Source organism: Streptomyces sp. TRM68416 (assembly GCF_014596915.1).
Taxonomy (GTDB): domain Bacteria; phylum Actinomycetota; class Actinomycetes; order Streptomycetales; family Streptomycetaceae; genus Streptomyces.
Window position 1 is genome coordinate 45,681 of sequence record NZ_JACVWU010000008.1, and the last position, 23,094, is coordinate 68,774.

The 23,094-nt window shown below is 72.1% G+C and carries 19 protein-coding genes and 1 pseudogene; 11 read left to right on the forward strand and 9 right to left on the reverse strand.

Annotation, left to right across the window (positions count from 1 at the left end; genetic code table 11):
- Positions 1-37: 37 nt before the first annotated feature.
- The 4 genes from ICC28_RS14885 to serA all read left to right on the forward strand — a co-directional run bounded on the left by ICC28_RS14885 (position 38) and on the right by serA (position 5,374).
- Positions 38-1,888 (forward strand): acetolactate synthase large subunit, encoded by a 1,851-nt coding sequence (locus tag ICC28_RS14885; RefSeq protein ID WP_188289035.1) that lies wholly within the window; start codon positions 38-40, stop codon positions 1,886-1,888.
- A gap of 21 nt (positions 1,889-1,909) precedes the next feature.
- Positions 1,910-2,434, forward strand: a complete 525-nt coding sequence (gene ilvN, locus ICC28_RS14890) for an acetolactate synthase small subunit (RefSeq protein ID WP_188289036.1) — start codon at positions 1,910-1,912, stop codon at positions 2,432-2,434.
- A gap of 108 nt (positions 2,435-2,542) precedes the next feature.
- Positions 2,543-3,541, forward strand: coding sequence for a ketol-acid reductoisomerase (ilvC, locus tag ICC28_RS14895; RefSeq protein WP_188289037.1), 999 nt, complete (start codon positions 2,543-2,545; stop codon positions 3,539-3,541).
- Between the two features lie 231 nt (positions 3,542-3,772).
- Positions 3,773-5,374: a phosphoglycerate dehydrogenase gene (gene serA, locus ICC28_RS14900; RefSeq protein WP_188289038.1), complete on the forward strand. Its 1,602-nt coding sequence runs from the start codon at positions 3,773-3,775 to the stop codon at positions 5,372-5,374.
- 192 nt (positions 5,375-5,566) lie between these two features.
- Here the strand turns inward: serA and ICC28_RS14905 are convergent, their stop codons facing one another.
- Positions 5,567-5,890 carry a hypothetical protein gene (locus ICC28_RS14905; RefSeq protein WP_188289039.1) on the reverse strand — a complete coding sequence of 108 codons (324 nt, stop codon included), beginning with the start codon at positions 5,888-5,890 and terminating at the stop codon, positions 5,567-5,569.
- A 290-nt stretch (positions 5,891-6,180) separates the two neighbouring features.
- On the opposite strand from ICC28_RS14905, the pseudogene ICC28_RS41490 reads away from it, so the two are divergent.
- A pseudogene (locus ICC28_RS41490) lies at positions 6,181-6,998 on the forward strand (MFS transporter).
- Entirely contained in the window at positions 6,880-7,134 is a 255-nt protein-coding gene (locus tag ICC28_RS14915; RefSeq protein WP_188289041.1) for a hypothetical protein, read from the forward strand. Before ICC28_RS41490 ends, ICC28_RS14915 begins: the two are co-directional and overlap by 119 nt.
- Positions 7,135-7,141: 7 nt before the next feature.
- Here the strand turns inward: ICC28_RS14915 and ICC28_RS14920 are convergent, their stop codons facing one another.
- The 6 genes from ICC28_RS14920 to ICC28_RS14945 all read right to left on the reverse strand — a co-directional run bounded on the left by ICC28_RS14920 (position 7,142) and on the right by ICC28_RS14945 (position 15,231).
- On the reverse strand, positions 7,142-7,819 hold the full coding sequence (locus ICC28_RS14920) for a dipeptide/oligopeptide/nickel ABC transporter ATP-binding protein (protein WP_188289042.1): 678 nt from the start codon (positions 7,817-7,819) through the stop codon (positions 7,142-7,144).
- Positions 7,816-8,790, reverse strand: a complete 975-nt coding sequence (locus ICC28_RS14925) for an ABC transporter ATP-binding protein (RefSeq protein ID WP_411158594.1) — start codon at positions 8,788-8,790, stop codon at positions 7,816-7,818. Before ICC28_RS14925 ends, ICC28_RS14920 begins: the two co-directional genes overlap by 4 nt.
- Positions 8,780-10,549: an ABC transporter permease subunit gene (locus ICC28_RS14930; RefSeq protein ID WP_188289043.1), complete on the reverse strand. Its 1,770-nt coding sequence runs from the start codon at positions 10,547-10,549 to the stop codon at positions 8,780-8,782. The genes ICC28_RS14925 and ICC28_RS14930 overlap by 11 nt, the downstream gene beginning before the upstream one ends.
- The gene (locus ICC28_RS14935; protein ID WP_188289044.1) at positions 10,546-12,033 is read right to left on the reverse strand and encodes an ABC transporter substrate-binding protein; all 1,488 of its coding nucleotides are present in this window, start codon (positions 12,031-12,033) and stop codon (positions 10,546-10,548) included. Before ICC28_RS14935 ends, ICC28_RS14930 begins: the two co-directional genes overlap by 4 nt.
- Before the next feature lie 106 nt (positions 12,034-12,139).
- Positions 12,140-14,065, reverse strand: a complete 1,926-nt coding sequence (locus ICC28_RS14940; RefSeq protein WP_188289045.1) for a collagenase — start codon at positions 14,063-14,065, stop codon at positions 12,140-12,142.
- Between the two features lie 227 nt (positions 14,066-14,292).
- The gene (locus tag ICC28_RS14945) at positions 14,293-15,231 is read right to left on the reverse strand and encodes a LysR family transcriptional regulator (RefSeq protein ID WP_188289046.1); all 939 of its coding nucleotides are present in this window, start codon (positions 15,229-15,231) and stop codon (positions 14,293-14,295) included.
- A gap of 276 nt (positions 15,232-15,507) precedes the next feature.
- Here ICC28_RS14945 and ICC28_RS14950 point away from each other — a divergent pair, with 276 nt between their 5' ends.
- Positions 15,508-17,571 (forward strand): WD40 repeat domain-containing serine/threonine protein kinase, encoded by a 2,064-nt coding sequence (locus ICC28_RS14950; RefSeq protein ID WP_223188873.1) that lies wholly within the window; start codon positions 15,508-15,510, stop codon positions 17,569-17,571.
- Positions 17,572-17,580: 9 nt separating this feature from the next.
- Here the strand turns inward: ICC28_RS14950 and ICC28_RS14955 are convergent, their stop codons facing one another.
- Positions 17,581-18,918 (reverse strand): helix-turn-helix domain-containing protein, encoded by a 1,338-nt coding sequence (locus tag ICC28_RS14955; protein ID WP_317454020.1) that lies wholly within the window; start codon positions 18,916-18,918, stop codon positions 17,581-17,583.
- Between the two features lie 181 nt (positions 18,919-19,099).
- On the opposite strand from ICC28_RS14955, the gene ICC28_RS14960 reads away from it, so the two are divergent.
- Together ICC28_RS14960 and pruA are read left to right on the forward strand one after the other, a co-directional pair.
- Positions 19,100-20,026 carry a proline dehydrogenase family protein gene (locus ICC28_RS14960; RefSeq protein ID WP_188289049.1) on the forward strand — a complete coding sequence of 309 codons (927 nt, stop codon included), beginning with the start codon at positions 19,100-19,102 and terminating at the stop codon, positions 20,024-20,026.
- A gap of 39 nt (positions 20,027-20,065) precedes the next feature.
- Positions 20,066-21,697, forward strand: coding sequence for an L-glutamate gamma-semialdehyde dehydrogenase (gene pruA / locus ICC28_RS14965; protein ID WP_188289050.1), 1,632 nt, complete (start codon positions 20,066-20,068; stop codon positions 21,695-21,697).
- A 79-nt stretch (positions 21,698-21,776) separates the two neighbouring features.
- On the opposite strand, the gene ICC28_RS14970 is transcribed toward pruA, so the two are convergent.
- Positions 21,777-21,983 carry a DUF5988 family protein gene (locus ICC28_RS14970; RefSeq protein WP_188289051.1) on the reverse strand — a complete coding sequence of 69 codons (207 nt, stop codon included), beginning with the start codon at positions 21,981-21,983 and terminating at the stop codon, positions 21,777-21,779.
- Between the two features lie 154 nt (positions 21,984-22,137).
- Between ICC28_RS14970 and ICC28_RS14975 the strand changes: the two genes are divergently transcribed.
- Together ICC28_RS14975 and ICC28_RS14980 are read left to right on the forward strand one after the other, a co-directional pair.
- Positions 22,138-22,686 (forward strand): GNAT family N-acetyltransferase, encoded by a 549-nt coding sequence (locus ICC28_RS14975; RefSeq protein ID WP_188289052.1) that lies wholly within the window; start codon positions 22,138-22,140, stop codon positions 22,684-22,686.
- Between the two features lie 252 nt (positions 22,687-22,938).
- Positions 22,939-23,082: a hypothetical protein gene (locus ICC28_RS14980; RefSeq protein WP_188289053.1), complete on the forward strand. Its 144-nt coding sequence runs from the start codon at positions 22,939-22,941 to the stop codon at positions 23,080-23,082.
- Positions 23,083-23,094: the final 12 nt, after the last annotated feature.

Consider the following 23,094-nt stretch of genomic DNA (forward strand, 5'->3'; position numbering starts at 1 on the left):
CTTCGCAAAAACCCTCAGCATCGAGAAGAGAATGCCGATGACCGAGCAGGCCACCGGGGCCCATCATCCGCAGCCGCGGCCCCGATCCGGAGGACAGCAGTCCGCGCCCGAGCACGTCACGGGTGCGAAGTCCCTCATCCGCTCCCTCGAGGAGGTCGGCGCCGACACGGTATTCGGCATTCCCGGCGGTGCGATCCTCCCGGCGTACGACCCGCTGATGGACTCCACCAAGGTCCGCCACGTCCTGGTCCGGCACGAGCAGGGCGCCGGCCACGCCGCCACCGGCTACGCGCAGGCCACCGGCCGCGTCGGCGTCTGCATGGCCACCTCGGGCCCCGGCGCCACCAACCTGGTCACCCCGATCGCCGACGCCCACATGGACTCGGTCCCGCTGGTCGCGATCACCGGCCAGGTCGCCTCCAAGGCGATCGGCACGGACGCCTTCCAGGAGGCGGACATCGTCGGCATCACCATGCCGATCACCAAGCACAACTTCCTGGTCACCAAGGCCGAGGACATCCCCCGGGTGATCGCGCAGGCGTTCCACATCGCCTCCACCGGCCGCCCCGGCCCGGTCCTGGTCGACATCGCCAAGGACGCCCTCCAGGCGCAGACCACCTTCTCCTGGCCGCCCACCATGGACCTGCCCGGCTACCGGCCCGTCACCAAGCCGCACGCCAAGCAGATCCGCGAGGCCGCCAAGCTGATCACCGCCGCCAAGCGCCCGATCCTCTACGTCGGCGGCGGCGTCCTCAAGGCACAGGCCACCGCCGAACTGAAGGTCCTCGCCGAGCTGACCGGCGCGCCCGTCACCACCACCCTGATGGCGCTCGGCGCGTTCCCCGACACCCACCCCCAGCACCTGGGCATGCCTGGCATGCACGGCTCGGTGGCCGCCGTCACCGGCCTGCAGAAGGCCGACCTGATCGTCGCCCTCGGCGCCCGCTTCGACGACCGCGTCACCGGCAAGCTGGACAGCTTCGCCCCGTACGCCAAGATCGTGCACGCCGACATCGACCCGGCGGAGATCGGCAAGAACCGTGCCGCCGACGTGCCGATCGTCGGTGACGCCCGCGAGGTCATCGCCGACCTGATCCAGGCCGTGCAGAAGGAGTACAGCGAGGGGCACCAGGGGGACTACAGCGCCTGGTGGACCGACCTGAAGCGGTGGCGCGAGACCTACCCGCTCGGCTACGACCAGCCCGAGGACGGCTCGCTCTCCCCGCAGCAGGTCATCGAGCGCATCGGCCAACTCGCCCCCGAGGGCACGATCTTCGCGGCGGGCGTCGGCCAGCACCAGATGTGGGCCGCCCACTTCATCCAGTACGACAAGCCCGCCACCTGGCTCAACTCCGGCGGCGCCGGCACGATGGGCTACGCGGTCCCGGCCGCGATGGGCGCCAAGGCCGGAGCCCCGGACCAGACCGTCTGGGCGATCGACGGCGACGGCTGCTTCCAGATGACCAATCAGGAACTCACCACCTGCGCCCTGAACAACATCCCGATCAAGGTCGCCATCATCAACAACGGCGCCCTCGGCATGGTCCGCCAGTGGCAGACCCTGTTCTACAACCAGCGCTACTCCAACACCGTGCTGCACAGCGGCCCCGAGGCCGACGGCAAGCAGCCCAGCGCCGGCACCCGCGTCCCCGACTTCGTCAAGCTGTCGGAGGCCATGGGCTGTTACGCGATCCGCTGCGAGGACCCGGCCGACCTCGACAAGGTCATCGAAGAGGCGAACTCGATCAACGACCGCCCGGTCGTCATCGACTTCATCGTCCACGAGGACGCCATGGTGTGGCCGATGGTCGCCGCCGGCACCTCCAACGACGAGATCATGGCCGCCCGGGACGTCCGCCCCGACTTCGGCGACAACGAAGACGACTGAGCGAGAGAGACGTAGAAGAACATGTCCAAGCACACGCTCTCGGTCCTGGTGGAGAACACGCCCGGCATCCTGGCCCGGATCGCCGCCCTGTTCTCCCGCCGCGGCTTCAACATCGACTCGCTCGCGGTCGGCGTCACCGAGCACCCCGACATCTCCCGCATCACCATCGTGGTGAGCGTGGACGACCTGCCGCTGGAGCAGGTGACCAAGCAGCTCAACAAGCTCGTCAACGTGCTGAAGATCGTCGAGCTGGAGCCCGGTGCGGCCGTTCAGCGCGAACTCGTTCTGGTGAAGGTGCGCGCCGACAACGAGACGCGCTCCCAGATCATCGAGATCGTCCAGCTCTTCCGCGCCAAGACCGTCGACGTCTCCCCGGAGGCCGTCACCATCGAGGCCACCGGCTCCAGCGACAAGCTGGAGGCCATGCTGAAGATGCTGGAGCCGTTCGGCATCAAGGAGCTCGTGCAGTCCGGCACGATCGCGATCGGCCGCGGCGCCCGCTCCATCACGGACCGCTCGCTGCGCGCCCTCGACCGCAGCGCGTAAGGCCGTACGGGCGGCTTCGGCCGCCCGTATACCGAGACCCCCGAACTTCCCTTCCCCCCGCCGTCATACGGTGGGACGCAACACCTGCACTCAAGGAGAGAACCCAAAGTGGCCGAGCTGTTCTACGACGCCGACGCCGACCTGTCCATCATCCAGGGCCGCAAGGTCGCGGTCATCGGGTACGGCAGCCAGGGCCACGCCCACGCGCTGTCGCTCCGTGACTCGGGTGTCGACGTGCGCGTCGGTCTGCACGAGGGCTCCAAGTCCAAGGCCAAGGCCGAGGAGCAGGGCCTGCGCGTGGTGACCCCGTCGGAGGCCGCCGCCGAGGCCGACGTCATCATGATCCTCGTCCCGGACCCGATCCAGGCCCAGGTCTACGAGGAGCACATCGCCCCGAACCTGAACGACGGCGACGCCCTGTTCTTCGGCCACGGCTTCAACATCCGCTTCGGCTTCATCAAGCCCCCGGCCGGCGTGGACGTCTGCATGGTCGCCCCCAAGGGCCCGGGCCACCTGGTGCGCCGCCAGTACGAGGAGGGCCGCGGCGTTCCGTGCATCGCCGCCGTCGAGCAGGACGCCTCCGGAAACGCCTTCGCGCTGGCCCTGTCGTACGCCAAGGGCATCGGCGGCACCCGCGCCGGCGTCATCAAGACGACCTTCACCGAGGAGACCGAGACCGACCTCTTCGGCGAGCAGGCCGTCCTGTGCGGCGGCACCGCCGCCCTGGTGAAGGCCGGCTTCGAGACGCTGACCGAGGCGGGCTACCAGCCGGAGATCGCCTACTTCGAGTGCCTGCACGAGCTGAAGCTGATCGTGGACCTCATGTACGAGGGCGGCCTGGAGAAGATGCGCTGGTCGATCTCCGAGACCGCCGAGTGGGGCGACTACGTCACCGGCCCGCGGATCATCACCGACGCCACCAAGGCGGAGATGAAGAAGGTCCTCGCCGAGATCCAGGACGGCACCTTCGCCCAGCAGTGGATGGACGAGTACCACGGCGGCCTGAAGAAGTACAACGAGTACAAGAACGCCGACTCCGAGCACCTGCTGGAGACCACCGGCAAGGAGCTGCGCAAGCTGATGAGCTGGGTCGACGAGGAGGCGTAAAGCCTCGGGCCACGGGGCCGGAGCGGACTGCTCCGGCCCCGTTGTCCACCCCGTCCAGCCACGGACGGGTGATCCTTACGCAGCGGCGCAAAACGATGCTCCTGGCGCCACTACACTGCTGCACAACATACGCGTCAGGCCCACAGCGTCGTGCGTCTTCCACGCGGCAAGCCCCCTCCACCGCCTGCGGCCGTCGGGACGGCCGTCCGCATTGGACATGTGAGGACTCACGTGAGCTCGTACCCCAGTCAAAAGCCAGTGGTACTCATCGCTGAAGAGCTGTCGCCCGCGACCGTGGACGCGCTTGGCCCGGACTTCGAGATCCGGCACTGCAACGGAGCCGACCGCGCCGAACTGCTCCCCGCCATCGCCGACGTGGACGCGATCCTGATCCGCTCCGCGACCAAGGTCGACGCCGAGGCCATCGCCGCCGCGAACAAGCTGAAGGTCGTCGCGCGAGCCGGCGTCGGCCTGGACAACGTCGACGTCTCCGCCGCCACCAAGGCCGGCGTGATGGTCGTCAACGCGCCCACCTCCAACATCGTCACCGCCGCCGAGCTGGCCTGCGGTCTCCTCGTCGCCACCGCCCGCCACATCCCGCAGGCCAACGCCGCGCTGAAGAACGGCGAGTGGAAGCGCAGCAAGTACACGGGTGTCGAGCTGGCCGAGAAGACCCTCGGTGTCGTCGGCCTGGGCCGCATCGGCGCGCTGGTCGCCCAGCGCATGTCCGGCTTCGGCATGAAGGTCGTCGCCTACGACCCCTACATCCAGCCCGCGCGGGCCGCGCAGATGGGCGTCAAGGTCCTCTCGCTGGACGAGCTGCTGGAGGTCTCCGACTTCATCACCGTCCACCTGCCCAAGACCCCCGAGACGGTCGGCCTCATCGGCGACGAGGCGCTGCGCAAGGTCAAGCCGAGCGTCCGCATCGTCAACGCCGCGCGCGGTGGCATCGTCGACGAGGAGGCGCTGTACTCCGCCCTCAAGGAGGGCCGGGTCGCCGGCGCCGGTCTCGACGTGTACGCCAAGGAGCCCTGCACGGACTCCCCGCTGTTCGAGTTCGACCAGGTGGTCTGCACCCCGCACCTCGGTGCCTCCACCGACGAGGCGCAGGAGAAGGCGGGTATCGCCGTCGCCCGCTCGGTGCGCCTCGCGCTCGCCGGCGAGCTGGTCCCGGACGCGGTGAACGTCCAGGGCGGGGTCATCGCCGAGGACGTCAAGCCGGGCCTGCCGCTCGCCGAACGCCTCGGCCGCATCTTCACCGCCCTCGCCGGTGAGGTCGCGGTCCGCCTGGACGTCGAGGTCTACGGCGAGATCACCCAGCACGACGTGAAGGTGCTCGAACTCTCCGCGCTCAAGGGCGTCTTCGAGGACGTCGTCGACGAGACGGTCTCCTACGTCAACGCCCCGCTGTTCGCCCAGGAGCGCGGCGTCGAGGTGCGGCTGACCACCAGCTCGGAGTCGGCCGACCACCGCAACGTGGTCACCGTGCGCGGCACGCTCGCCGGCGGCGAGGAGGTCGCGGTCTCCGGCACGCTGGCCGGCCCCAAGCACCTGCAGAAGATCGTCGCGGTCGGCGACTACGACGTCGACCTCGCGCTCGCCGACCACATGCTGGTCCTGCGCTACGAGGACCGCCCGGGTGTCGTCGGCACCGTCGGCCGTGTCCTCGGCGAGGCCGGTATCAACATCGCCGGTATGCAGGTCGCCCGCGCGGCCGCCGGCGGCGAGGCGCTGGCCGTCCTCACGGTGGACGACGCGGTGCCCTCCGGGGTGATGGCCGAGGTCGCCGCGGAGATCGGGGCGACGTCCGCCCGCGCGGTGAACCTGGTCTGAGGCTGCCGTAGGCCGAGGTGACCGTGGCCGGGGCAGCCGCCCTGACCCCACCTCGGCCCGAACGGCCCCGTGCTCGAACGCCGGACGCGCTGAGTCGATCAGCACGTCCGGCGTTTCGCCGTGCCCGGCGCGGCACGCCGTCCGCCGGGACGCGCTGGACGATCAGGGCCACGTGAGGGCGCGGCCTCGGCCTTATTCCTGGGCCGCCGCCCCCTCCGCCGCGGCGCGCCAGACCTCGGCGGCCAGGTCCGGGGCGCCGGCGCCCCGGATCGTGGTGGCGAGGGTCCGCAGTCGTTGCAGGGTGTCGGGGATGCCGGTGCGGGCGTCGAGCAGGCCGCGGAGGGTCTCCAGGCGGACGCGGTCGCGGTAGGAGAGCAGGGCCGCGCCCTCCTCGGCGTGGCCGCACAATTTCTCGGCGGTGGCCAGGTCGCCCTGGCGGTAGTGGAGTTGGGCGCGCAGCAAGAGGAACTCGTGGCGGTGCAAGGGGGAGCCGACCAGGTCGACGGCCGACTCCACCGCGTCGAGGTAGGCGGTGGCGTCGTCGATGCGCGGCGGAGTGGTCTGCAGCGCCAGTGAAGCCGCCGCGAGCCGCAGCCGCAGCCACAGGGTCAGGTCCTCGTGGCTGTCGAGCGCGGCGAGGGCCTGCTGGAGCAGTTCGGCCGCCCTGTCGTACTGGCCGAGCCGGGTGCGTACGGTGGCGGCGACCCAGCAGGCCTCCGCGGCCAGGACCCCCGTCGTCCGGCATCAGCATCCAACTCGCCGACATCCAGGGCGACCTGGCGCTGACCGACGACCGGCTCCAGCTCGTGGCGAGCGTCTTCCTCGCCGCCTACGCCGGGTTCCTGCCCGCCGGCGGCCGATTCGCCGACCGCTGGGGCAGGTGCCGGATGTTCTGCACCGGCGTCGCCCTCTTCGGCGCGGGCTCACTGGCCGCCGCGCCGGCGCAGGAGTCGCTCCTGCTCGTCGCGGCCCGGGCGGTGCAGGGCCTGGGCGCGGCGGCCACGGCCCCGGCGGCGGTCGCACTCATCGTGACCGGGTTCCCGGCGGCCCGGCCCGCAACCGCGCGCTCGGCGTCCTCAGCGCGGTGGGCGCGGCCGGCTTCTCGCTCGGTGTGGTCCTGGGCGGCCTGCTGACCGCGGCCACCGGATGGCGCGGGGCCTTCCTGCTGTACGTGCCGCTCAGCCTGCTCGTCCTCCTCGCGGCCCGGCACCTGCCCGCCGACGGCGACACCGCACCGGGCGGCGACGGCGGGCCGGGCGGCGACGGCGGGCGCACCGGCTGGGCGCAGCCCGTCCTGCTGATCGCCGGGCTGGTCACCACCGTGTACGCCGTCGGCCGGGTCGGCTCCGGCCCGGTCCCGGAGGTCGCCGCGACCGCCGCGGCCCGCCTGGCGGACGGCCGCCCGCCCGCTGATCGGCCTCGGCGTCCTCACCCTGGGCCAACTGCTCTACATCGCCGCACCGTCCGGGCCGTACGTCGTCGCTCTGCTGCCCGCCGCCCTGCTGGTGGGCTCCGCTATCGCCCTCGCCTGTCCGGCGGCGGCGCTGCTCGTCGCGTCGGCCGCGTCGGCCCGCGACCAGGGCGCCGCCTCCGGACTGCTGACCACCTGTCAGCAGGCGGGTAGCGCACCGGGGGTGGCCGCCGTCACCGCGCTGGAGAGCGCGGGGGACGGTACCGCGCTGCAGGGCTGCCTCGCCTGCGCGGCCGTGACCTGGGCGGCCTGCGCGTGGCTGCTGCGCCGGCCGGCGGCGAAGGCGTGACGCCCCCTCACCCCACCAGCCGCCCGTCCCGCATCTGGAGCACCCGGTCCGCGAAGTGCCGTACGACGGCCCGGTCGTGGCAGATGAACAGGTAGCCGAGGCCCAGGTCGTCCTGGAGGTCGGCGAGGAGGTTCAGGACACCGGCCCGGACCGAGGGGTCGAGCGCGGAGACCGGTTCGTCCAGGACGAGCAGGCGCGGATCCGATGCCAGCGCGCGGGCGATGCCGACGCGCTGGCACTGGCCGCCGGAGAGTTCGTGCGGGAAGCGGTCGCCGTACGACGCGTCCAGGCCGACCCGGTCGAGGAGGTCGGCGACCCGGGCGGGGCCGTCGGAGGGCGTCCAGCGGCCGTGCACCTTCAGCGGCTCCGCGATGGCGTCGCGGATGCGGTGACGGGGGCTGAGGGAGCCGTACGGGTCCTGGAAGACGGGTTGCATCCGGGGGCGGAGCGGACGCAGTTCGCGTTCCGTCAGGGAGGTCAACTCCCTTCCCTCGAAGTGCACTTCACCGGCGTCCGGGCGGCGCAGCTGGAGCACGGCGAGGGCCGTGGAGGACTTGCCGCAGCCCGAAGGGCCGTTGAGGGCGAGGGTCTCGCCGGGGTGGAGCGCGAAGGACACGCGGTCCACCGCGGTGACCGTGCCGTGGCGGACGACCAGGTCGCGGACGTCGAGAAGGGGTGTGCTCACACTTTCTCCCAGTGATGGCAGGAGACCAGCCGCCCGTCGGCCTGCTGCGGTTCCGGTTCCTCGCGATGGCAGACGTCCGTGGCGAGGCGGCAGCGCGGGGCGAAGGCGCAGCCCGGCGGGAGGGCGTCCGGGGCCGGGGGAGTGCCGGGGAAGGTGGGCAGGCGGCGCCCGCGGGCGTGCTGCGGGAGCGCGGCGAGCAGGCCCGCCGTGTAGGGGGCCAGTGGCCGTTCCAACACGCGCCGGGCCGGGCCGAGTTCGGTCAGACGTCCGGCGTACATGACCAGCGCGCGGTCCGCATGCTCCTGTACGACGTCCAGATCGTGCGTGACCAGGACCAGCGCCGCCCCCACGGCCTCGCGCTGCTCGGCGAGCACGCCGAGCACCTGGTCCCGGCGTTCCTCGTCCAGGGCGGTGGTGGGTTCGTCCGCGACCAGGATCTCCGGGTCGTTGATCGTCGCCATCGCGATGACCGCGCGCTGCCGCATCCCGCCGGAGAACTCGTGCGGGTAGGCCCGGGCCTTGCGCGCGGCGTCCGGGATGCCCACGCGGTCGAGCGCGGCAACCGCCCGTGCCCGGGCCTCCTTGCGGGTGACGCGGGCCACGGACCGTACGGCGGCGGCGAGTTGGTCGCCCACGCGGTGCACGGGTGAGAGGGCGGACAGCGCGTCCTGGGGTACGAGAGCGATCCGCCGCCCCCGCTCGCCCGAGAGGTCCGGACGCACGGTGCCGCTCACACTCACCCCGCCCGGCAGCATCCCCAGCAACGCCCGAGCCGTCAGAGACTTGCCCGCCCCCGACTCACCGACGAGCGCGAGCACTTCACGCGCCCGGACGTCGAAGGACACCCCGCGGACGACCTCGACACCGCCGAAGGAGATCCGCAGGTCGCGCACGGAGAGCAGCACCTCGTCCGCGCCCGGTCCGCCGGCCTCGGGCTCCGCCGTGCTGGACGCCGGTTCGTCAGTCCTCAACGGGGGCCTCCTTCTTGAGGTGCTTCGCGGTTGTCGCGGCCCTGGCGGTACGGGATGTGCGTCGTGCCGTTCTTCCCTGGGCGTACGAAGCCCCGGACACCGCCAGGCCTGCCAGGAGGGCGAGGGCGACCGCGGGGGCGAGGCCGGCCCAGGGGGCGCGTTCCACGTAGGCGCGGGACTCGTCGAGGAGGAGGCCCCATTCGGGGGTGGGGGGCTGGGCGCCGAGGCCGAGGAAGCCGAGGGAGGCGAGGGCGAGGGCGATGCCGGGCAGGCGCAGGAGGGCGTGGCGGGCGACGGGCGCGGCGACCGACGGCAGGACGTGCCGGGTGAGGATCCACCAGGGGGTCGCGCCGATGGCCCGCTGGGCGGTCAGGAACGCCGACGCCCGTACCTCCTGCACGAGTGCCGCCGCGTGCGCGGACAGGGCCGGCCAGGAGATCAGGGCGACCGCGAGGGCCGCGCCGCCCGTGCCGGGACCGGCCGCCGCCGCGACCAGGATGCCGACGATCACCGGGGGCAGGGCGTTGGCGATGTCCGCGGCGCCGCCGGCGACGCCGGGCAGGAAGCCCAGCGCGAGGGCCGTCAGCAGGGAGACCAGGCAGATGACGGCGGCCGTGCCGACCGTGGTGGCGGCACCGTGGCCGAGCCGGGCCAGCACATCGCGGCCGAGGGCGTCGGTGCCGAGCGGGTGTGCCCAGGAGGGCGCGGCCAGACGGATGGTCGTGTCCACGGTGTACGGGTCGCGCAGCAGACCCCAGCCGATCGTCACGGCGAGGACGGCGAACAGGGCCAGCGGGATCGTCGGATGGGTGCGTACCGGCCGAGCCTGGGGGAGTGTCAGGCCGGCGTCCCGCAGGGCGGGGCCGAGCAGCCGGCGCCGCGCGAACGCCGCCGTCGCGCCCGCGACCAGCCCGAGCAGCAGCAGGGCGAGCACCGAGCCCTGGAGCAGCGGCAGGTCCTGCGACCGGGCCGCGCCGAGGGCCGTGCGTCCGATGCCGGGCACCGCGAACACCAGCTCCACGGCCACCGCGCCGCCGGTCAGACCGACGGCGACCATCCCCAACTGCGGTACCAGCGGGGGCAGTACGCGCTTGAGGGCGGCCGCCGAGATCGTCGTACGGCGTACTCCCGCGCCCCGCCACAGCTCCACCCAGCGCTCGTCGAGCACGGCGGGCAGCGCGTCCGCGACCAGCCGCCCGAGCAGTCCGCCCGCGGGGACACCGAGGGCGAGGGCGGGCAGCACCAGGTACGCGGGTCCCTCCCAGCCGGACGTCGGCAGCCAGCCCAGCCACACCCCGAACACCAGCAGGACGACGGTGGCCAGCAGGAACTCCGGTACGGCGGCCAGCATCGCGGGGAAGGCGCCGGCCGACCCGCGCCCGCGCACCAGCACCGGCGCCACCAGCGCCGCGGCCAGCAGCACCGCCACTCCGAGCGCCGAGCCCATCAGGGCCAGCGACACCTGGAGCCCGGCGGTGACGGAGGGCAGGACGTCGTACCCCGACACCCAGGAGGTGCCGAAGTCGCCGCGCAGCAGATCCGCGGCCCAATTGCCCAGCAGGGAAAGGGGGCCGGCGTCGAGACCGAGGTCCTCGCGGATGGCGGACAGGGCCTCCTCGGTCGGCTCCTGCTCCGCCGACCGGGCGCGCAGTACGGTCAGGGCCGGGTCCCGGCGGGAGAGCCAGGGCAGCAGACCGACGACGGCGACGACCGCGAGCAGGCTCAGCAGCCGGGTCAATCCGGCGGCGGTTGGCCTCACTTGACGTGGGTGTCGATGGTGACCAGTTCACGCTCGCGCGGGTCGTGCGCGGCGCCCACCACACCGGCGGCGTCGCCCTGGATCACGCGCTCGTGGAGCAGCGGGACGGCCGCGTCCTGGGCGAGCACGGCGGCCTCGGCCGCGATGATCGCCTTGCGGCGCGTGTCGCCGACCGCCGCCTCGGAGGCCTTCTTCAGGGCCGCGTCGGCCTTCTTGTCGGAGAACTGCGAGAGGTTGAAGGTGCCGTCGCCGGCGAAGTCGCTGTAGAGGTACGCGGCCGGGTCGCCGGAGTCGAGGACGGTGGCCCGGGAGAGGACGAACGCGTCGAACTTGCCGGCGAGGGCGTCGGATTCGATGTTCGCGTACTCGCGGACGTCCAGCTTCACCTTGAACCCGGCCTTCTGCAGCTGCTGTTGCAGCGTGGCCGCGACCTCGGGCATCTCGCCCCGGTCGGTGTACGTGCCGATGGTGATCGTCTCGCCGTCCGGCTTGCCCGCCTCGGCGCGCTTGACGGGCGAGCGCAGTGCGGAGGCCCACGGCAGCGCGGGCCCCAGCAGCCCCTCGGCGACGTCGGCGCGGCCCTCGTACACGCCGTCGACGAGCGCCTTCGCGTCGATGGCCGCGCGGGCGGCGGAGCGCAGGGAGGCGTCCTTGAAGGGGCCCTTGGCGGTGTTGAGGTAGAGGGTGTTGGTGCGCGGCATCGGCACCTCGGTGATCAGGTCCTGGTCGAGGACGGCGGCCTGCGAGACCGGGATCGCCTCGACGATGTCGGCCTCGCCGCTGCGCAGGGCGGCGGCGCGTGCGGTGCCGTCGGGGACGAACTTCGCGTCGATGCCGGGGGCCTTGGCCTTGCCGCCCCAGTAGTCGTCGTAGCGGTCGAGGGTGGCGGAGGCGGTGCCGTTGACCTTGGTCAGCTCGAAGGGGCCGGTGCCGGCGCCGACCGGGTTGACCGTCTTCCCCTGGTACGCCTTGGCGGCCAGGATCGACAGCTGCGGCGAGCTGAGGCGCTGCGGGACCAGCGGGTCGACGGTGGCGGTGGTGACGGTGACGCGGGCGTCGCCGTCGGCCTTGGCGGTCAGCTCCACGCCGTCGAGGATGCGGGGCTTGGGGGAGGCGGTGGCGGCGGTGGTGAGCGACCGTACGACGGCCTCGGGGGTGAGGTCCGTGCCGTCGTGGAAGGTGACGCCGTCGCGGATGGTGAAGGTCCAGCTCTTGCCGGACTGCTTCCATTCGGTCGCGAGCGCGGGCTGGGCGTCCCCTTCCTCGTCCAGCTTCACCAGCGTCTCGGCGGTGGACCAGCGCGACAGCTTGAACGCGTCGTCGGAGAGCGGGGAGAGGCCGGACCTCGGGGGCAGCATCATCGCGACGCGTATGCGCTGCCCGTCGCCGTCCTCGGCGGTCTCGGTCGTGGCGAAGCAGCCGGTGAGCAGAGCGGATGCCGCGGCGGCCGCGGTGAGGGAGAGGAAGCGGGTGGGGACGCGCACGGGACACTCCGAGTAATGGCCAGGTCAAAGGTTAAGCGTGAAACGACCGTAGCACGATGACAATCGTTTTCAATACTCGGTTCGTGCCCCGCGGCGCCCCCCGCCGTCAGGCCGCCGGCCGCTCGCACGCGCCCGCGGCGCAGTCGGTGAGCCAGGCGTCGAAGTCGGCGTCGTACGCCGTGCCGATGCGGTCCGTGTAGACGGCGTACCCGCCCCGGTAGTCGCCGGTCCGGAAGTGCGCGAGCACGTCGGCCACGTCCTCGGGGTGCCGTTCGAGCATGTAGCGCGCCGCGAGATAGCCCCACGCGTAGGTGCGCGTCACGTCACTGTTCCCGTACGTGTTCTGGAAGAGGGTGCTCAGCCTGTACGTGTGCTTCCCGGCCTCGGCGATCGCCTGCGGGTAGCTCAGGCCCCGGTAGCTGTAGGAGACGTACTCGGCGATGCCCTCGATCCACCACACGGTCGGCACCGAGATCTGCTGCCCGAAGTCGCCCTTCATGTCCTCACGGGCGTCGAGGTAGTGCGTGTACTCGTGGTTGAGGTTCCAGATCCGGGCCGTGAAGCCGTTGTCCTGCTCCTTCTGGTACATGATCGCCAGCGGCTTGTTGGCCGGGTCCGACGGGTCCCCCACGAGGGTCATGCCGCCGTTGTTCGTGTCAATGCCGAAGATCGTGCCGGCGTAGGTCTGGTAGTCGGTCCGGCTGGCGAACACCACCAGATCCAGGGTGGATGCGTACTGGCCCGGGATCGGCCCCTCGCTCTTGACCACGCTGCGGAAGTACGGCTCCTGGCCCTGCACGTCCGCGCAGGTGGCGGCCAACTGCTCGGCGGTCAGCGCCTGCGCCCTGACGGTGTGCGTGGCGTCGCAGGGGTGGGAGACGGGCAGCGCCGCCTTCAGGAGCTTGGCGCGCAGACCGCACACCCCGTACCAGGAGCAGCGCTCCTTGTCGTAGTACTCCGCCTGGGAGGCCACCGCGACCCACAGCGGCGCGGTGCGGCCGGTGATGCGGGACGCCTTCAACAGCGCGCGGACGTACGGCCGGACCGTCGCCCGCAGCGCCGGGTGCTCGACGTGCCGGGTCAGGGTCATGCCCGCGTTGGAGACCAGGTAGGACCGCTCGCCGCCCAGCATTCCGCGGTGCCGAAGCGCGAAGCGGAACAGCGAGTCGAGTACGGCGGGGTCGGCCGCGACCGCGCGGACGTAGGCGGGGTTCCAGTTGCCCCGCCACAGCGGTGTGTGAACGGAGTTGACGGCTCCGAGCATGCCCGGGATCGCGTCGTAGGAGCTGTTGTAGCCGGAGAGGATCCGCCGGTACACGCGCAGATAGCGGGCCTGCTGATCGGCGCTGTCGGTGAGGACGACCGCCTCGGCGAGGATGTCGCCGTTGCCGGAACTGACGTCCCTGGAATGCCGGTTGGCGAAGAAGACGTCCAGGCCGCGCCGGGTGGCGGAGGCCAGGGCGGGGCCGTAACTCCCCACGTCCTCGGGGTGGTTGAACTGCACGTAGTAGCCCGCCCGCAGGAACAGCACGAGCTGCCGGGCAGAGGTCGAGTTGTCGCCGGGGTAGGCCGCCGCCGTACCGGCGAACGCCTTGGCCACGGCGACCATCCGGTCCTCCCGGAAGATGTCGCGCGCGGTCGCACCGCTCACGCCGAACAGCGTGTTGACGCAGCCGGTGCTCGCGGCGCGGACCGCCGCCACCAGCTCCGCCCCGCTGCCGGTGGCGAAGTCCGCCGGGTCGCAGGCCTGGGCGGCCAGGCGCAGGGTCCGCCGGGGTGCGTCGAGCGGCTGGAAGCGGTCCGGGGAGAGCGGGCGGGTCTGCCGGGCGGCGTGCTCCTCGGGGACGGTCGGCGTACCGGCCCGGGGTGCCGGGCGCGGGCCGGAGGCCGCCGCGGGTTGCGCGGCGGCCTCCGGTGCGGGTGCGGTCGGTGCCGGTGCGGCCGTCGCCGGGGTCGCCAGGAGTCCGGCCGCGGTGACGAAGGCGGCGAGACCGCCGACGACACATCTGGGCAGGGTGAAGCGATAACGCATCCGCGCTCCTTCGTGGGGGCTGCGCCTCGGGACTGGTGAGGAGGCGCGAGTGCACCTTGGCAGGGCGGGACGGGGTGAACAATAAGGTGTGACATAGCACTTGGGGATGGGACGGCATAACGCGCCCCAAAGGGGCGCGGGGCTGTACCCGATATGCGGCTCCGCCGCGCGGGCGCGATCAGCCACAACGCTGCCGCAGCCGCCAGACGACAGGACCTGGCAGACGCTCAGCGCGTGACCCAGGCCCGAAAATGCTCCGACTGCCCGATCAACGCCCGATGCGCCCCCACCGCACACGACAGCAGCGCCTCCGCCGCCGCGTCCGCCGGGCCGTCGCGCCGCCAGGCCAGCACATAGCGGCACCACAGCGGCGTACCGGCGAGCGGTTTGACGAGGACCCCGGGGGCCGGGCGGAGCGTCGCCTGGACGACGGAGACGCCCACCCCGTCGGCGATCATGTGCTGCAACTGCTGCGGATCACCCAGGAATTCGTGCACGTGGGACGGGGAGAACCCGGCCGCCCCGCATGCCTCGTAGAACACCCCCGGCCAGCCCGCCCCGTCGTCCGGCGTCAGGAACCACGCGTCGTCCGCCAGGTCGGCGAGCGTCACCTCCGGCTCCCGCCGCAGCCGGTGCCCGGCCGGGAGCGCGACGAACGACGGCTCGGTGGCGATGCCGCGGTGCGCCACGGCCGCCGAATGCCGCAGCTCCCGCCCGGGATAGTCGGCGGCGATCCCCGCGTCGACCTCGCCCGCCTCCAGCAGGTCGACGATCGCCGAGGTGGCGTACACGCTGCTCACCGTGAGCGCGAGATCGGGCCGGCGGCCGCGCAGCCGGGCCAGCATGCCCGGCAGCACCGGCGAGTTGGTCGCGGCCACCCGCAACGACCGCCGCACGGGCGGACCGTCCCCGGCCGGACACCGCCCGATCGCCGCCGCCCGCTCCAGCACGTCCCGCGCCTGCTGCAGCACCTCCGCGCCGTACGCCGTCAGCTCCACGCCCGAGGCCCCGCGCTCGAACAGCCGCCTCCCGAAGTGCCTCTCCAGCCGCCGGAGTTGGGCACTCAACGCAGGCTGCGAATACCCGAGCCCCGCCGCGGCCCGCCCGATGGCCCCGGCGTCGGCGATCGCACACAGCACTCTGAGGTGCCGAAGCTCCAGCTCCATGGCGCGGATCGTAGGGATCGCGGGGGCGCGCGGGAAGGGCGGGGGGCGGGCCGTGGACGTGCGTGATGGTGGCGGATGGCGAGGAACCGGCGACAGCGGCCGGGCTCGCCGCGCGGCGGGGGCGGCGCACAAGGCATCGCCCTGTGGCGCCCGCCCGGGTCGAGCGCGCCGTTCACCCGCGTCCGGCTGCTCGAAGATTGCGAAGTGCTCGACGAGGAAACGATGTTGCCTGTAACAATGCGAGCGGCCGATCTCCTCGACGATGGGCGGGTAGGGATGGACCCCCTGCGAGCCGGTGACCCTCGCCGGATCGGCCCGTACCGTCTGAAAGCCAGACTTGGCTCAGGCGGCATGGGCCAGGTTTTCCTTGCGCTCTCCCCGGGCGGCGGGCGCAAGGTCGCGGTCAAGCTGATCCGCCCCGACTACGCCCGCGACCCGCGGTTCCGCGAGCGCTTCGCCTTGGAGGTGGGGGCCGCCCGGCGTGTGGGTGGCTTCCACACCGCGCAGGTGATCGACGCCGACCCGGATGCCGAGGCGCCATGGATGGCGACCGCGTATATCAGCGGGCCCTCCTTGCAGGACGTGGTGTGCGGCGCAGGTCCGCTCGACCCCCGGGCGGTGGTGGAGTTGGGCGCGGGCCTGGCCGAAGGCCTGGGCGCGATCCACGCGTGCGGTCTCGTCCACCGTGACCTGAAACCCAGCAACGTGATCATGGCGGACGACGGACCGCGCATCATCGACTTCGGCATCGCCCAGGTGGGCAACGCCTCCGCCCTGACCGCCACGGGCGCACCTGTCGGTACGTACGCGTTCATGTCCCCGGAACAGGTACGCGGGGAGACGGTCGGGCCGGCGAGCGACGTGTTCTCGCTCGGCTGTGTGCTCGCCTTCGCCGCCCGTGGCCATGGCCCCTTCGACGCCCCGAACATCCCCGCGATCGTACGGCGGATCCTTGAGGAACCTCCGCGTCTGGACGGCCTTGCCGACCCGCCGCGCGAGCTGATCGCGGCCTGCCTGGCCAAGGACCCCGCGCGGCGACCGGACATCGCCGAACTCCTGCGGCGCACCGGGCTTTCCTCCCGCACCCGCACGGAGGTGGGAGCCGCACCCCGGGCACCCGCACCGGCCGTCCCGCCGGCAGCACCGGAACCGGCTGTCCCGCCGGGACCGGGGGAACCGGAAGGGCCCCGTCGACCGGCGCGGCGCATCGTCCTGCTCGGCGGCGTTGCCGCGGCCTCGGCAGCCGTCTCCGCCATGGCGTTCTGGCCCAGGGACCGCAAGGAACCGGCCAAGCGGCGCGACGAGGGGGCGGCGGCACCGAAGGAACCCACCGCGGGCCTCCTCAAGGGCGCGGTCCCCACCGTAGTGGCGGCTTTCAGCCCTGACGGCAGGACCGTCGCCGCCGCCAGCTTCAGACGCGCGACGGACAAGAAGGACGAGGAGGACGCGGGTCCGGAGGCCATCGGTGACAGCGGCTGCATCCAGCTGTGGGACGTGGCGACCCGCCGGCTCTCCACCCTGACCAAGGGCGGTTCGGACTTCCTGCCCAGGGCGCTGGCGTTCAGCCCCGACGGCAGGACGCTGGCGGTCGGCAGCGCCGGTTCCGACAGCGTCACCTTGTGGAACATGGCCACCGGACGTGTCAAGGCCACCCTCGACCGTGACTGGGGCTACGGCTACGGCGACTGGACCCATACGACCTCGCTGGCGTTCAGTCCCGACGGCAGGACGCTCGTGGTGTGCGGCTCGAACCGCCACTTGGGGCCGGACCGCGGCTACCTCCGACTGTGGGACCTGTCGGGCCCCCGGCCCGTGGGCACGGCCCGCAAGGGAGGGCAGGAAGATGTCTTCTACGGGGTGGCGTTCAGCCCTGACGGACGTTCCATCGCCGCATGCGGCGACTCCGGAGTCCGCTTGTGGGAGCGTTCGAGCCGCCGCGGCACCGCCATCCGCGACCCCGCCTCCAGTGTGACCAACGCCGTGGCCTTCAGCCCCGACGGCAGAACGCTGGCCAGCTGCGACGGCTTCTACGACAAGGACCGGACCGCCTTCGGCCGCGGCGGCATCAGCCTGTGGGACACCGCCACCGGGCGGGCCACCGCGCTCACTCAGGAGGTCGTGTACGACGTGGCATTCGGCCCCGACGGCAGACACCTCGCCAGTACCGGTGAGGAAGGGCTCAAGGTGTGGAACGTGGCCACCGGCCGCGCCTCGGTACTCGACGACCGCACGCGCTACTGGCTGGCGCTCAGTCCGGACGGCAGGACCCTGGCCACCTCTGAGGCAATGGCACCCAACAGCGAGAGAACCACCGACATCGAGCTCTGGAAGCTCCCGTAACGGCCGCGTCTACAGCCGCGCCCCCTTCAGTGCCATGTGCAGCAGCAGCCGGTCCTCGCCGTCGTCCAGGTCGAGGCCGGTGAGCTGCTCGACGCGGGAGAGGCGGTAGTAGAGGGTCTGGCGGTGGATGCCGAGTTCGGCGGCGGTGCGGGCGGCCTGGCCGGCGCAGTCGAGGTAGGTCTCGGCGGTGCGGGCGAGTTCGCGGTGGGCGGGGGAGAGGAGCGGGGCCACCACCGGGTCGTGGGCGGCCTTCGGGGGGAGGGCCGTCAGCAGGCGGTACGGGCCGATGCGGGCCCACTCCGCGACGGGACCGAACCGGGGCTCCGCGAGGGCCGCGCGCGCCGCCGCCGACGCCTCCTGCCAGGCCGCCCCCAGCTCCGCGAGGCCGGTCCGCGCCACGGCGATGCCCGCAGCCACCTCCACCGGGCCGGTCCGCGCCGCCGCGATGCCCGCCGCCGGCTCCGCCGGGCCGGTTCGCCCCGCCGTGATGCCCGCCGCCGGCTCCGCCGGGCCGGTTCGCCCCGCCGCGGTGCCCGCCGCTGGCTCCACCCGGCCGGTTCGCCCCGACGCGGTGCCCGCCCCGCTGTCCCGGGCCGCCCGCTCCAGCAGCCGGCCCGCCGCGGTCGTCGCTGGGGTCAGGGAGTCCGCCGAGCGCAGCCGCAGCAGCAGGGCCAGGCACTGGGTCGTCGTCCCCCACGGCACCGTGCACAGGGCGGTCGCGTGCGGCACCGTACGGACCGAGGGCGCGTCGTCCGGGTCCGCCGACGGCCAGGGGGCCACGCACACCACCGTGTGCAGGGAGTCGGCGCGCGGGCCGAGGGCGGTACGCAGCTCGGCGACGGCCATGTCCCGCTGCCAGTCCCGCTCGGCGGTGAGCACGGCCCGCAGCTCCCGGGTCAGGTCGGCGCCGTGCTGTGCCTCGTCCGCGAGCAGCGCGCCGATCCGCGCGGTGACGTCCATGGCGGCGGCCAGCTGGCGGTCGGTGGGGCCCGGATCGTCGTCCAGGAGCCAGACGTAGCCGAGGACGACACCCCGATGGCGTACCGGCAGGCAGATGCGGCCGCGGTAGACCCCGGCCGTCGGGGTGGGCGGGATGCGGACGGGACCGGTCGCGCGGGTGATGCCGAAGCCCTCGAACCAGGTACGCACGGCGGCGGTGGAGCGGCGGGTCAGGATCGACCGGGTGCGCACGGGGTCCAGCGCCGACGCGTCCAGCTCGCCCTCGCTGTCGTACGCGCCGAAGGCGATCAGCTCGAAGTCCCGGCTCTCCAGCGTGGCCGGTGCGCCCAGCAGCTCCGAGATCTCGTCGACCAGCTCCTGGTAGTCACCCTTGTATTCCGGCGTCACACGGGCATTCTCCCTCATTTCCCCAGGCTCCTCATACATCTGTATGAGATCTGCGGCACGGATGCGTGACAGCTGTCGATGGCCGACGATCGGAGGGATCCTTAAGTTTCACGGTGGTTCTCCGTGCCGTACCCGAGTTGTCGGTCAGCGGCCTGTTTCTGATGGTTTGTGGAGGTGCCCCGTGCTGGGTCCCGTGATTCTCGCCGCGTCGCGCAGCGACCGGATGCGACGTCTGGTCTCGGCGGCCCCGGTCACCAAGCAGGTCGTCGACCGCTTCATCCCGGGCGAGACCGTGGACGAGATCGTCCCGATCATCGAGGAGCTCACCGGCAACGGCCTGGAGCTGACCATGGACGTGGTCGGCGAGGACATCACCACGCCCGAACAGGCCACCGCCGCCCGGGACGCCTACCTGGAGCTGATCGAGCGCATCAAACCGCTCGGCCTCGGCGAGAAGGTCGAGATGTCCGTCAAGCTGTCGATGTTCGGCCAGGCCCTCCCGGGGGGCCACGAACTCGCCCTCGCCAACGTCCGCCCGGTCGTCGAGGCCGCCGCCGCCATCGGCACCACGGTCACCCTCGACGCGGAGGACCACACCACCCTCGACTCGATGTTCGCCATCCACGACGAGCTGCGGAAGGGCTTCCCGCAGACCGGCTGCGTCATCCAGGCCTACCTCTTCCGCACCGAGGCCGACGCCCGCCGCCTCGCCGCGAACGGCAGCCGCGTACGCATCGTCAAGGGCGCCTACAAGGAGCCCGCCGAGGTCGCCTTCCAGCAGAAGTCCGAGATCGACAAGGCCTACGTCCGCATCCTGCGGATCCTGATGGACGGCGCGGGGTACCCGATGATCGGGTCCCACGACCCGCGTCTGATCTCCATCGCCCAGGAACTCGCCCGGCGCGCCGGGCGCAAGCTCGACGAGTACGAGTTCCAGATGCTCTACGGCATCCGCGGCGAGGAACACCTGCGGCTCGCCGCCGAGGGCCACCGCATGCGCGTCTACACCGCCTACGGCACCGACTGGTACGGCTACTTCATGCGCCGCCTCGCGGAGAAGCCGGCGAACCTGCGCTTCTTCCTCCGTTCGATGATCAGCAAGGGCTGAGCCCGCCACACCCGCTCACGTACAAGGAGTTCGGATCTCATGGACGCTGTGACCCAGGTCCCCACCCCCGTCAACGAGCCGGTGCACGGCTACGCCCCCGGCTCGCCCGAGCGCGCCCGGCTGGAGGCCAAGCTGAAGGAGCTGGCCGACAACCCGATCGACCTGCCCTGCACCATCGGCGGCGAGCGGCGGATGGGCGGCGGCGAGGCCTTCAAGGTCGTCCAGCCGCACAACCACCAGGCCGTGCTCGGCACCTACCGCAACGCCACCCAGCAGGACGCGCAGGACGCCATCGACGCGGCCCTCGCCGCCGCCCCGGCCTGGCGCGCGATGTCCTTCGACGACCGCGCGGCGATCATCCTGCGCGCCGCCGAGCTGCTGGCCGGACCGTGGCGCGAGACGCTGGCCGCCTCCACCATGCTGGGCCAGTCCAAGACCGCGCAGCAGGCCGAGATCGACACCCCGTGCGAACTGGTGGACTTCTGGCGCTTCAACGTCGCCTACGCCCGCCAGATCCTGGCCGAGCAGCCCCCGGCCAACTCCCCGGGCGTGTGGAACCGTCTCGACCACCGCCCGCTGGAGGGCTTCGTCTACGCGATCACGCCGTTCAACTTCACGGCCATCGCGGGCAACCTGCCCACCGCGCCCGCCCTCATGGGCAACGTGGTGGTGTGGAAGCCGTCCCCGACCCAGACCCACGCCGCCGTGCTGCTGATGCAGTTGCTGGAGGAGGCCGGGCTGCCCAAGGGCGTCATCAACCTCGTCACCGGCGACGGCATCGAGGTCTCCAAGGTCGCCCTGGAGCACCGGGACCTCGCGGGCATCCACTTCACCGGCTCGACCAAGACCTTCCAGTACCTGTGGAAGACGGTCGGCGCCAACATCGAGAAGTACCGCTCCTACCCGCGTCTGGTCGGCGAGACCGGCGGCAAGGACTTCGTGGTCGCCCACCCGTCGGCCGACCGCGCGGTGCTCAAGACCGCCCTGACCCGCGGCGCCTTCGAGTACCAGGGCCAGAAGTGCTCCGCGACCTCGCGCGCCTACATCCCGGCGTCCATCTGGAACTCCGGCTTCAAGGAGGAGTTCGCCGCCGAGGTCGACTACCTGACCATGGGCGACGTCACCGACCTGTCGAACTTCATCGGCGCGGTCATCGACGAGCGCGCGTTCGCCAAGAACAAGGCCGCCATCGAGCGCGCCAAGCAGGACCCGACCTGCACGATCGTCGCGGGCGGCTCCTACGACGACTCGGTCGGCTACTTCGTCCGCCCGACGGTCGTCGAGTGCACGGACCCGGAGAACGAGGTCTTCACCACCGAGTACTTCGGCCCGTTCCTCGCCGTGTACGTCTACGAGGACGAGAAGTACGACGAGATGCTGACCCAGATGGAGTCGGTGTCCGACTACGCCCTGACCGGCTCGGTCATCGCCGGTGACCGCGCGGCGGCGGCGTACACGATGGAGAAGCTGCGCTACGCGGCCGGCAACTTCTACATCAACGACAAGTCGACCGGTGCCGTCGTCGGCCAGCAGCCCTTCGGCGGCGGCCGGGCCTCCGGCACCAACGACAAGGCCGGCGCCCCGCAGAACCTGATGCGCTGGACCCTGACCCGCGCCATCAAGGAGACGCTGGTCGCCCCGACCGACTACGCGTACCCGCACATGGGCTGAGCCCCGCACGGCACCCCTGAACCCCGCCCCCGCTCCGGATCCCCCCTCCGGAGCGGGGGCGGCGTCATGCCCGCGGACGTCAGCCCGGCATCTCCGTCCGCTCCCACCACTCGTAGACCGGCACCCGGCCCTGGGGCGTGTCCGCCTGGCGCGAGGTCGGCCTGAAGTGCTCGTAGCCGTTACGGAGCTCGATCTTGACGTCCGGGCCGGGGGTCGGCGGCGGGACGATGCGCTCGGGCAGGTCGTCCGGTCCGCCTTCCAGCAGGACTCGCTCTGACTGGTTCATGACCTCACCTCTCCCTCATCACCACCGTATTCCGACGGGACGTATCAGTCGTGGGGACGAACGGCCCTGCCCGGACGCCGGGGGCGGGGCCGTTCCCGCGACGGCGCCGAAAAGTCGGTGACGCCCGCGCCGGGCATCCGTCGATACTGGCCTCATGACCACCCCCTGCCAGCTCCGCACCGCACACACCGCCGACCTCACCCGAGCCGAACTCGACGCCGTACGCGACCTGTTGGTCGACGCCTTCGACGGCGACTTCAGCGACGAGGACTGGGAGCACGGTCTCGGCGGCGTGCATGCCCTCGTCCACGACGACGCGGGGCGGCTCCTCGCGCACGGATCGGTGGTCATGCGCCGGGTCCGGCATCACGGGCGCTGGTTGCGTGTCGGATACGTCGAGGCCGTCGGCGTCCGGGCCGATGTGCGCCGTAGTGGACTCGGCGGGCGGGTCATGGCCGAGTTGGAGCGGGTGATCGACCGGGCCTACGACGCGGGGATGCTCTCCGCAAGCGACGAGGGGGCCGCGCTGTATGCCGCCCGGGGGTGGGAGGTGTGGCCCGGGCGCATCTGCGGGCTCGGGCCGGACGGGGTCGTCCATCTGCCGGACGAGGAGGGGAGTACCTTCGTCCGTCCCGCCCTCGCCGGTTCGCTCGACCCCGCCCATGAGCTGCTCTTCGACTGGCGTGACGGGGACGTGCTGTAAAGGGCGGGAAAACGCAGGTCAGCGCGGTGTGACCCACTCCACCGTCTCAGATAGTAGGAAGTCCGAGTAATTGTGGAGACAGACAGGCCGTCCTCCCTTAGCTTTGTAGAAGCCGAACGTCTCGCTCGATCAAGCGAATGGCGGTCGTGAGCCGGGCCCCGTGCAGGCAACCCCTGCGGCACCGCTCCCCGCCCCAACCGGCGTCTCGTAACCCCCCGTTGCGCTCCAGGAATTCGAAGGAGTCGATTCCCCATGGCCGAGACGACCGCCCGCCGCCGAGTCCGTCACCTCTCCCGCACGAGCGAGTCCGACCGCAAGAACGCCGCCGCAGCCCTCCAACGCGCCCTCGACCGCAGGGACAACGGCGGGGTGACCGGCCACCAGCCGGCCGCCTGACCCCGAGCACCG

Excerpts from the sequence above, each read along its gene's own strand:
- ICC28_RS14950 (WP_223188873.1), top strand. The coding sequence starts at position 15,508 with ATGGACCCCCTGCGAGCCGGTGACCCTCGCCGGATCGGCCCGTACCGT.
- ICC28_RS14970 (WP_188289051.1), bottom strand. The coding sequence starts at position 21,983 with ATGAACCAGTCAGAGCGAGTCCTGCTGGAAGGCGGACCGGACGACCTG.
- ICC28_RS14945 (WP_188289046.1), bottom strand. The coding sequence starts at position 15,231 with ATGGAGCTGGAGCTTCGGCACCTCAGAGTGCTGTGTGCGATCGCCGAC.
- ICC28_RS14980 (WP_188289053.1), top strand. The coding sequence starts at position 22,939 with ATGGCCGAGACGACCGCCCGCCGCCGAGTCCGTCACCTCTCCCGCACG.
- ICC28_RS14975 (WP_188289052.1), top strand. The coding sequence starts at position 22,138 with ATGACCACCCCCTGCCAGCTCCGCACCGCACACACCGCCGACCTCACC.
- ICC28_RS14885 (WP_188289035.1), top strand. The coding sequence starts at position 38 with ATGACCGAGCAGGCCACCGGGGCCCATCATCCGCAGCCGCGGCCCCGA.
- pruA (WP_188289050.1), top strand. The coding sequence starts at position 20,066 with ATGGACGCTGTGACCCAGGTCCCCACCCCCGTCAACGAGCCGGTGCAC.
- ICC28_RS14940 (WP_188289045.1), bottom strand. The coding sequence starts at position 14,065 with ATGCGTTATCGCTTCACCCTGCCCAGATGTGTCGTCGGCGGTCTCGCC.
- ilvN (WP_188289036.1), top strand. The coding sequence starts at position 1,910 with ATGTCCAAGCACACGCTCTCGGTCCTGGTGGAGAACACGCCCGGCATC.